The 9090-nt window shown below is 70.5% G+C and carries 9 protein-coding genes; 4 read left to right on the forward strand and 5 right to left on the reverse strand.

Annotated elements, in window-relative coordinates; all coding sequences use genetic code 11:
• Positions 1–42 precede the first annotated feature (42 nt).
• On the reverse strand, positions 43–1464 hold the full coding sequence (gene sufB, locus ACFZDE_RS36780) for a Fe-S cluster assembly protein SufB (RefSeq protein WP_030852676.1): 1422 nt from the start codon (positions 1462–1464) through the stop codon (positions 43–45).
• Positions 1461–2183 (reverse strand): ArsR family transcriptional regulator, encoded by a 723-nt coding sequence (locus ACFZDE_RS36785; protein WP_391005370.1) that lies wholly within the window; start codon positions 2181–2183, stop codon positions 1461–1463. The genes sufB and ACFZDE_RS36785 overlap by 4 nt, the downstream gene beginning before the upstream one ends.
• A 161-nt stretch (positions 2184–2344) precedes the next feature.
• Here ACFZDE_RS36785 and ACFZDE_RS36790 point away from each other — a divergent pair, with 161 nt between their 5' ends.
• From ACFZDE_RS36790 to ACFZDE_RS36805, 4 genes are all read left to right on the forward strand, one after another.
• Positions 2345–3139, forward strand: coding sequence for an AAC(3) family N-acetyltransferase (locus ACFZDE_RS36790; protein ID WP_391211019.1), 795 nt, complete (start codon positions 2345–2347; stop codon positions 3137–3139).
• A 49-nt stretch (positions 3140–3188) separates the two neighbouring features.
• Positions 3189–4112, forward strand: a complete 924-nt coding sequence (locus ACFZDE_RS36795; protein ID WP_391211025.1) for an ATP-binding cassette domain-containing protein — start codon at positions 3189–3191, stop codon at positions 4110–4112.
• 88 nt (positions 4113–4200) lie between these two features.
• Positions 4201–4977 (forward strand): ABC transporter permease, encoded by a 777-nt coding sequence (locus ACFZDE_RS36800; RefSeq protein ID WP_391211039.1) that lies wholly within the window; start codon positions 4201–4203, stop codon positions 4975–4977.
• Between the two features lie 55 nt (positions 4978–5032).
• Positions 5033–6040, forward strand: coding sequence for a COX15/CtaA family protein (locus ACFZDE_RS36805; protein ID WP_391211045.1), 1008 nt, complete (start codon positions 5033–5035; stop codon positions 6038–6040).
• On the opposite strand, the gene ACFZDE_RS36810 is transcribed toward ACFZDE_RS36805, so the two are convergent.
• The 3 genes from ACFZDE_RS36810 to ACFZDE_RS36820 form a co-directional block, all read right to left on the reverse strand.
• On the reverse strand, positions 6037–7143 hold the full coding sequence (locus tag ACFZDE_RS36810) for an amidohydrolase family protein (protein WP_391211054.1): 1107 nt from the start codon (positions 7141–7143) through the stop codon (positions 6037–6039). The two genes, ACFZDE_RS36805 and ACFZDE_RS36810, sit on opposite strands and share 4 nt — an antisense overlap.
• Before the next feature lie 164 nt (positions 7144–7307).
• Complete coding sequence (locus tag ACFZDE_RS36815) at positions 7308–7640, reverse strand: hypothetical protein (RefSeq protein WP_391211061.1); 333 nt, start codon at positions 7638–7640, stop codon at positions 7308–7310.
• 58 nt (positions 7641–7698) lie between these two features.
• A complete protein-coding gene (locus ACFZDE_RS36820) occupies positions 7699–8616 on the reverse strand; it encodes a heme o synthase (protein ID WP_391211069.1) in 918 nt (305 codons plus the stop codon).
• Between the last annotated feature and the right edge of the window lie 474 nt (positions 8617–9090).

Consider the following 9090-nt stretch of genomic DNA (forward strand, 5'->3'; position numbering starts at 1 on the left):
GCTCTCTTTCCTGAGGGGGACGTCTGCTGTCGAGGGGGCGGGTCAGCCGACCGCGCCTTCCATCTGCAGCTCGATCAGCCGGTTGAGCTCCAGCGCGTACTCCATGGGGAGCTCCTTGGCGATGGGCTCGACGAAGCCGCGCACGATCATCGCCATGGCCTCGAACTCGGTCATGCCGCGGCTCATCAGGTAGAAGAGCTGGTCCTCGGAGACCTTGGAGACGGTCGCCTCGTGGCCCATGGACACGTCGTCCTCGCGGACGTCCACGTAGGGGTAGGTGTCCGAGCGGGAGATGGTGTCGACGAGCAGCGCGTCGCAGAGCACGTTCGACTTGGAGCCCGGGGCGCCCTCGCCGATCTCGATCAGACCGCGGTAGGAGGTGCGGCCACCGCCGCGCGCGACGGACTTCGAGACGATGTTGGACGAGGTGTTCGGCGCCATGTGGACCATCTTGGCGCCGGCGTCCTGGTGCTGGCCCTCGCCGGCGAAGGCGATGGACAGGGTCTCGCCCTTGGCGTGCTCGCCCATCAGGTAGACGGCCGGGTACTTCATCGTCACCTTGGAGCCGATGTTGCCGTCGACCCACTCCATGGTCGCGCCCTCGTAGGCGACGGCGCGCTTGGTGACCAGGTTGTAGACGTTGTTCGACCAGTTCTGGATGGTCGTGTAGCGGCAGCGGGCGTTCTTCTTGACGATGATCTCGACGACCGCGGAGTGCAGCGAGTCCGACTTGTAGATCGGGGCCGTGCAGCCCTCGACGTAGTGCACGTAGGCACCTTCGTCGACGATGATCAGGGTCCGCTCGAACTGGCCCATGTTCTCCGTGTTGATACGGAAGTAGGCCTGGAGCGGGATCTCCACGTGGACGCCCGGCGGCACGTAGATGAAGGAGCCGCCCGACCACACGGCGGAGTTCAGCGACGCGAACTTGTTGTCGCCGACGGGGATGACGGTCCCGAAGTACTCCTTGAAGAGCTCCGGGTGCTCCTTCAGCGCGGTGTCGGTGTCGAGGAAGATGACGCCCTGCTCCTCCAGGTCCTCACGGATCTGGTGGTAGACGACCTCCGACTCGTACTGCGCGGCGACACCGGCGACGAGGCGCTGCTTCTCCGCCTCGGGGATGCCGAGCTTGTCGTAGGTGTTCTTGATGTCCTCGGGCAGGTCCTCCCAGGACTCCGCCTGCTTCTCCGTGGAGCGCACGAAGTACTTGATGTTGTCGAAGTCGATGCCCGAGAGGTCGGAGCCCCAGTTCGGCATGGGCTTCTTCTCGAACAGGCGCAGGCCCTTGAGGCGGAGCTTGGTCATCCACTCCGGCTCGCTCTTCTTGGCGGAGATGTCCCGGACGACGTCCTCGTCGATGCCGCGCTTGGCAGAGGCGCCGGCCGTGTCGGAGTCGGCCCAGCCGTACTCGTACTTGCCCAGGCCCTCCAGCTCAGGGTGGGCAGTCTCCGTGGGGAGAGTCATGCGGGGTTCCTCCCGGCCGTGCTTGCGGATGCGTTGTGGGAAATCTTGGGGATGAACGTCGTGCAGACGCCGTCGCCGTGCGCGATGGTGGCGAGCCGCTGTACGTGCGTACCGAGCAGCTCGGCGAAAAATTCCGTCTCCGCCTCGCACAGTTGCGGGAACTGCTCGGCGACGTGGGCGACCGGGCAGTGGTGCTGGCAGAGCTGCTCACCCTTCTGCGGGTGAGGCGCGCTGCGCGCCGTAGCAGCGTACCCGTCGGCACTCAGGGCCTTGGCCAGCGCTTCGGCCCGCTTCTCGGGCGGGACACCCTCGACCGCGCGGCGGTAGGCACCCGCCTGTGCGGCGATCCTGGCCCGGGCGAAGGCGGCGATCGCCTCCTCGCCTCCCTCGCGGTCGGCGATCCAGCGCAGGGCGTCCGCCGCGAGCGTGTCGTACGACTGGTCGAAGGCGTCCCGGCCGCAGTCCGTCAGGGCGAACACCTTGGCCGGCCGGCCACGGGTCCGCGCGCCGTACACCCGCTGCTCGCGCGCCTCCACGACACCGTCGCCCGCGAGGGCGTCGAGGTGCCGGCGCACGGCCGCTTGGGTGAGGCCCAGCCGCTCGGCGAGCTCGGCGACAGTGGAGGGGCCGTGGTCCAGGATGGACCGCGCGACCCGGTTGCGGGTGGACCGCTCCCCGGTCGCCAGCTCCTCGTGAGGTGCCTCGCCGACGTTTTTCACAACGCCATTGTTGCGTAATTCCTCCGGAGCGGGCAAGCCGCGTGTGCCGCGCACCACGGTGCCCTGCGTCACTTAGGTGAACCTAAGCTGACCTGCGGAAACGATCTCTGATCGATCAAAACGGTGGCATGCGGCAGCCGCATCGGGGACACTCCACAACCATGCCCAAACCCCCTCCGACCGGCCCTCTTGTCACCCGCGAGACGCTCCGCGAGCAGCTCGGCGAACTCGGGGTGAGCCCCGGCGAGACCCTCCTGGTGCACTCCTCGCTCAGCGCCCTCGGCTGGGTCAACGGCGGCGCCGTGACGGTGGTGCGGGGACTGCTCGACGCGCTCGGCCCCGACGGCACGCTGGTGGTGCCGACCCAGACCGGCGACCTGTCCGACCCGGCCCTGTGGAGCAACCCGCCCGTGCCCCCGCAGTGGTGGGCCGCCATCCGCGCCACCATGCCCGCCTACGACCCGCTGGTCACGCCCTCGCGCGGGGTCGGCGTCGTCCCGGAGACGGTGCGCACCTGGCCGGGGGCCCTGCGCAGCGCGCATCCGCAGACCTCGTTCGCGGCGCTCGGCCCGCGCGCGGCACAGGTGCTGGAGGGGCACGCGCCCGACTGCCGACTCGGCGAGCGCAGCCCGCTGGCGAAACTGGAGGCGATGGGCGCCCGGGTGCTGCTGCTCGGGGCCGGCTACGCCTCCTGCACGAGCTTCCACCTGGCCGAGTACCGGATCCCGTCCCCTATCGTCGCCGTGGGCCGCCCGGGCCCGGAGGGCTGGGAGACCGTGACCGAGGTGTCGATCAGCTCGGACCGTTTCGACGAGCTGGGCTACGACTTCGAACGGGACCGACCCGTCGTCCGCGGCAAGGTCGGGGCCGCCGAGGCGCGGCTGTTCCCGGTGAAGGACGCGGTGGACTACGCCGAACGGTGGCTCGCGGTGCACCGGCCGCGCGAGGAGGAGTAGCCGTACCCGCCGGTCCGGGCCCCCGCGCGCCTCCCTAGACTCTGGACCCATGCGAAGTGAGCCCGTGGTCCAGGTCCAGGCCCTGGTGAAGCGGTACGGCACGAAGACCGCGGTGGACGGGCTCGACCTGGTGGCCCGGGCGGGTGTGACCGCCGTGCTCGGTCCCAACGGGGCGGGCAAGACGACCACGGTCGAGACCTGCGAGGGGTACCGGAAGCCGGATTCCGGCACGGTGCGCGTCCTGGGCCTCGATCCGGTCGGACAGGCCGCCGACCTGCGGCCCCGCATCGGCGTGATGCTCCAGTCCGGCGGCGTCTACTCCGGCTCCCGCGCCGACGAGATGCTCCGCCACGTCGCCAAGCTGCACGCCCACCCGCTCGACGTGGACGCGCTGATCGAGCGCCTGGGCCTCGGCTCCTGCGGCCGTACGACGTACCGGCGGCTGTCCGGCGGGCAGCAGCAGCGGCTCGCGCTGGCCATGGCCGTGGTCGGGCGCCCGGAGCTGGTCTTCCTGGACGAGCCCACCGCCGGGCTCGACCCCCAGGCCCGCCACGCCACCTGGGACCTCGTCCGGGACCTGCGCGCGGACGGTGTCTCGGTGATCCTCACCACGCACTACATGGAGGAGGCCGAGCAGCTCGCCGACGACGTGGCGATCATCGACGCCGGCCGGGTCATCGCCCACGGCTCCCCGGAGGAGCTGTGCCGGGGCGGCGCCGAGAACACCCTCCGCTTCACGGGCCGGCCCGGTCTCGACGTGGGTTCGCTGCTGAAGGCCCTGCCCGCCGACTGCTCGGCCGCCGAGCTGACGCCGGGTTCCTACCGGGTCGTCGGCAAGGTCGACCCGCAACTGCTCGCCACCGTCACCTCCTGGTGCGCCCAGCACGGCGTGATGCCGGAGCGGATCTCGGTGGAGCGCCACACCCTCGAGGACGTCTTCTTGGAGCTCACCGGCAAGGAGCTGCGCTCATGATTTCGGCTTGCACGGAGGTCGGCCGGGGGTCCGGGGGTCGCCCCCCGGGAAGGCACAGCTTGGAGCTCACCGGCAAGGAGTTGCGCTCATGACCGCCACCGGCACCGGGATGTACTCGCCGAAGCCCGGCGCGGCCCCGCTCTCCCGCATGATCGCGGCCCAGGCCGCGCTCGAGACCCGGATGCTGCTGCGCAACGGCGAGCAGCTGCTGCTGACCGTCGTCATCCCGACGCTGCTCCTGGTGCTCTTCAGCACCGTGGACATCGTCGACACCGGCTCCGGCGAGGCGGTCGACTTCCTCGCGCCCGGCATCCTCGCGCTCGCGGTGATGTCGACCGCGTTCACCGGCCAGGCCATCGCCACCGGCTTCGAGCGGCGCTACGGCGTGCTGAAGCGGCTCGCGTCCTCGCCGCTGCCCCGCTGGGGGCTGATGGCGGCCAAGACGCTGTCCGTCCTGGTCACCGAGGTCCTCCAGGTGATCCTGCTGACGGTGATCGCCCTCGCCCTCGGCTGGTCGCCGCAGGGCAACCCGGTCGCCGTCCTGCTGCTTCTGGTCCTCGGCACGGCCGCCTTCTCGGGCCTGGGCCTGCTGATGGCCGGGACGCTGAAGGCCGAGGCGACGCTGGCCGCGGCCAACCTGGTGTTCCTACTGCTGCTCGTCGGTGGCGGGGTCGTCGTGCCGTTGGACAAGTTCCCCGCCGGCGCGCAGGACGTGCTGGGCCTGCTGCCCATCTCGGCGCTGTCCGACGGTCTGCGGGACGTACTCCAGCACGGCGCCGGGACGCCCTGGGGCGACCTCGGGATCCTGGCCGTCTGGGCGATCGTGGGGCTGGCGGCGGCCGGGAAGTTCTTCCGCTGGGAGTAGGGAAGGTGTCCTGTGACGGGACCCTCGTGAAAGCGTGCACAAGCGGCGGCCTACGATGGTCGGCGTGCCAAACGTGACCCGCGCCGACGCCACAGCCGCCCTGCGCAACCCGCTCGCCTTCATCGCCGAGCGCTGGACCCCGGAACCCCGGACGGTCCGGCGCGCGGCCCTCACCGCGCTGCTGATGTCGGTGATCATCGTCGTCACCGGTGGCGCGGTGCGGCTGACCGGTTCGGGCCTGGGCTGCCCGACCTGGCCCAAGTGCACCGACGACTCGCTCACCGCGACCAGCGAGATGGGCTTCCACGGCGCCATCGAGTTCGGCAACCGCATGCTGACCTACGTGCTGTGCGCCGCCGTCGGCTGGGCGATCATCGCCGCGCGCTCGCAGAAGCCGTACCGGCGCGGGCTGGTCCGGCTGGGCTGGGCGCAGTTCTGGATCGTGATGAGCAACGCGATCCTCGGCGGCATCGTGGTGCTGGTGGGTCTCAACCCGTACACGGTCGCGGCGCACTTCGTGGCGACGTCAGCGCTCATCGCGGTGGCCACGGTGATGTGGCAGCGCACCCGGGAGGGCGACGGGGCGCCGCGCCCGCTGGTCGGCAACGCCGTACGGCAGCTGGTGTGGTTCCTGGTCGCGGCGGCCGTGCTGCTCATCCTGGTCGGCACGGTCGTCACCGGCGCGGGCCCACACGCGGGCGACTCCAGCGAGGTCGAGCGGATGCCGGTCGACTGGGAAACGGTGAGCAAGCTGCACGCCGTGCTGGCGTGGATCGTGGTGACGCTGACGTTCGCCCTGTGGTTCGTCCTCAAGGCGGTCGACGCGCCGAGGAACCCGCTGAACCGCACCCGCGAGCTGTTCCTGATCCTGCTCGCGCAGGGCGTGATCGGTTACGTCCAGTACTTCACGGACCTGCCCGAGGTGCTGGTCGGCCTGCACATGCTCGGCTCGGCCGTGATGTGGATCTGGGTGCTGCGGGTGGTGCTGTCGCTGCGCGAGCGGCCGGAGGCTGCCGTGGACCTGCCCGGTCCCACGGCCGAGGCCACCCTGACGAAGGCCTAGTCGAGCCCGTACACCCGCCGCGCGTTCCCCGACGCCAGCATCCCGGCCACCCGCTGCGCGTCGGCGAGTGACCAGGCGCCCTCGGCCACCCAGGTGCCGAGCACCCGGCCGAGGGCCTCGCGGAACAGGCGGGCGCCCACCACGTGCAGTTCGGGCAGGCCCTGGGCCCCGGTGGAGAAGAGGATCTTGCCGAAGGGGGCCAGCTCCAGGATCTCCGCGAGCACGGACGCGGCCCGGGCCCCGGTGCGGACCAGGGCGGCGCCGCAGTCGACGTGGACGTGCGGGAAGACCCCGGCGAGATGGGCGGCGTGCCGGTGGTACGGGTAGCCGTGCAGCAGTACGAGGTCCGTGCCGAGGCCGGCCGTGGCCCGCACGAAGTCCGTCAGCAGCACCGGGTCCGTACGGTCGATCCGCAGCCCCGGCGCGCCGAGCCCCGCGTGCAGTTGGAGCGGCAGGCCGGAGGCGACGGCGCTCCACAGCAGGTGCCGCAGCAGCACCGGGTCGCTCAGCTCCCCGCCGACCCCGCGCCCGGCGAGCCAGCGGCCGGCCGCCCCGCGCACCTCCCCCGGTCCGGGCGGCTCCGGCGCGAGCGCGAGGCCGTGCCGTACGCCCGCGACCGAGGTGAAGGCGACGGCCTCGGCGGCGGCCGCGTGCACCGACTCGGCGAGGTTGGCGAGGAAGGACTCGACGGTGCCGGAGGTGTCGGCGACCTGCTCGGCGAGGAGTTCCAGACGCACGATCTCGCGGGCCTGGGCGGCTCCGGCGGAGGCCAGCTCGCCGGGCTCGGTCAGGTCGCCGGGGAGGCCGGTGTCGACCAGGTACGTGGTGATGCCGCTGCCGCGCAGGAGCCGGCGGCCGGACTCCAGTACGCCCAGTTCCCGGCGGCGGGCCAGATAGCGGGCGGGCGCGCAGTGCGGTTCCAGACCGAGCAGGGGCGGGCACCAGCGGCGCACGGCGAAGCCGGTCTGGGTGTCGAAGAGGGTGGTGCCGGGGGCGGGTGGGCCCTCGGTGCGGCTGAGATGGGCCTCGAAGGTGCCGAGGCCCAGCTCCGTGCGGAGCACTCCGTGGCAGTACTGGTCCACTAGGGACGGCGTTTCGATCATCCGGGCTCCCCGGTGTGGACCCTGTTGCTCTTATGGGTCCTAACGGGTGAAGCGGGTTTGAGGTCGCGGTCCCGAGGGTGGGGGCGGGGATTGTTCAGCGGCTGCGGGCGGGATGTGGTTGCTCGCGCAGTTCCCCGCGCCCCCGAGCGAAAAGGGCCGGTCGCTCAGCCGTTGGACGGGCCGCCCACCTGGATGCCCGCCATCCGCGACCACTCGTAGCGGCCCGTCTTGACCTTCGCCGCGAATTCGCCGTCGAAGGTCTCGTGGGTCGTGATGCCCGACTTCTTCACGGCCTGCTCGGCGATCTCGTGGGAGGGGGCGACCAGGTCGCCCCAGGTGCCGTCGTCGCCGACCAGGACGATGCGGGCGCCGCGTTCGCCGAGGTAGGCGATCTGGCCCTCGGCGCCGCCGTGGGTCTTGGAGAAGGAGGAGATCTGCTTGGCGAACCGGGCGACCTTGCGCTCGGTCTTCGGGTCAGCCTGCTGCGTGTCTGCCATGGTCAGGATGCTACTCACGGGTAGATCGACTGGCGAGGGCAGGGCGGTGTGACGTACGTCAGCGCAGGAACGGGTCGACCGCGACCGCCACGAACAGCAGCGAGACGTAGGTGATCGACCAGTGGAACAGCCGCATCTCCTTCAGCTTCGCGCCCGTCACCTCCGCCTTCGCGCGGTTCTGCAGGCCGTGCGCCTCCCAGAGCCAGAAGCCGCCCGCCAGCAGCGCGACCGAGGTGTAGAACCAGCCGGTGTAGCCGAGCGGGGTCAGCAGGAGCGAGACGGCGACCATGACCCAGCTGTAGATCACGATCTGCTTCGCGACCACCTTGTTGGAGGCGACCACCGGCAGCATCGGCACGCCCACGCGCGCGTAGTCCTCCTTGACCTTCATGGACAGCGGCCAGTAGTGCGGCGGCGTCCAGAAGAACATGACCATGAAGAGGATGACCGGCGCCCACGACATCGAGTTGGTGACCGAGGACCAGCCGATCAGCACCGGCAGGCAGCCCGCGATGCCGCCCCACACGATGTTCTGCGAGGTACGGCGCTTGAGGATCATCGTGTAGACGACCACGTAGAAGAGGAGCGCGCCGAGGGCGAGCCAGGCGCTCAGCCAGTTCACCGTCAGGCCGAAGAGCAGCGTGGACGTGATGGCCAGGGTGATCCCGAAGGCCAGGCACTCGCGCGGGCTGACCATGCCGGTGACCAGCGGGCGCTGCGAGGTGCGGTCCATCAGCGCGTCGATGTCACGGTCGATGTACATGTTGAGCGCGTTGGCGCCGCCCGCGGACAGGTAGCCGCCGACACACGTCAGCAGCACCAGCGTCAGGTCGGGCACGCCCTGCTGCGCCAGGAACATCACCGGCACCGTGGTGATCAGCAGCAGCTCGATGATCCGCGGCTTGGTGAGAGCCACGAACGCCTTGACACGGGCCCCGAGCGGCCGGTGGGCCGGGCTCTGGTCCGTCCCGGTCATCCCCGCTGGACGGGATTCAACGGCCGTCACGCACACCCCTACAGAGACATCCCAGCAAGCCTCACCGCTGTGAAGTCCCGGTAAAGGCTCGCGCGTACCACGCCACTTTAGACGTTGCCCAGACTCGGACATTCGCGGGGGTCGGCTCGTGTTGGCGGACACCTTCCGAAGGGCGCGTCGAAGCTCGATTGAGCACCCGGATGAGCGGCTCCGTATTCACCTGTCGAATGCGGTACGGCCCAGTCAGGAGGCGGATCGGGATCAGTCCCGGCACTCTGGAGTGACTCGAAAAAACGCACGTCCCACGGGGGTAGGCTCGACTGCGGCCGGTGGGCGCCCCGATACACCGGCATCCGACATGTGGAGAGGAGCCCTGACCCAGGGTGAGCACCAAGCCGACCACCACAGACCTCGAGTGGACCGAGTTGGACCAGCGGTCCGTCGACACCGCGCGTGTCCTGGCCGCCGATGCCG

This window comes from Streptomyces sp. NPDC007929 (assembly GCF_042959065.1).
Lineage (GTDB): Bacteria > Actinomycetota > Actinomycetes > Streptomycetales > Streptomycetaceae > Streptomyces.

Coding starts and splice junctions, on each gene's coding strand:
- sufB (WP_030852676.1), bottom strand. CDS start 1,464: ATGACTCTCCCCACGGAGACTGCCCACCCTGAGCTGGAGGGCCTGGGC.
- ACFZDE_RS36790 (WP_391211019.1), top strand. CDS start 2,345: ATGCCCAAACCCCCTCCGACCGGCCCTCTTGTCACCCGCGAGACGCTC.
- ACFZDE_RS36795 (WP_391211025.1), top strand. CDS start 3,189: ATGCGAAGTGAGCCCGTGGTCCAGGTCCAGGCCCTGGTGAAGCGGTAC.
- ACFZDE_RS36800 (WP_391211039.1), top strand. CDS start 4,201: ATGACCGCCACCGGCACCGGGATGTACTCGCCGAAGCCCGGCGCGGCC.
- ACFZDE_RS36805 (WP_391211045.1), top strand. CDS start 5,033: ATGGTCGGCGTGCCAAACGTGACCCGCGCCGACGCCACAGCCGCCCTG.
- ACFZDE_RS36810 (WP_391211054.1), bottom strand. CDS start 7,143: ATGATCGAAACGCCGTCCCTAGTGGACCAGTACTGCCACGGAGTGCTC.
- ACFZDE_RS36815 (WP_391211061.1), bottom strand. CDS start 7,640: ATGGCAGACACGCAGCAGGCTGACCCGAAGACCGAGCGCAAGGTCGCC.
- ACFZDE_RS36820 (WP_391211069.1), bottom strand. CDS start 8,616: ATGACCGGGACGGACCAGAGCCCGGCCCACCGGCCGCTCGGGGCCCGT.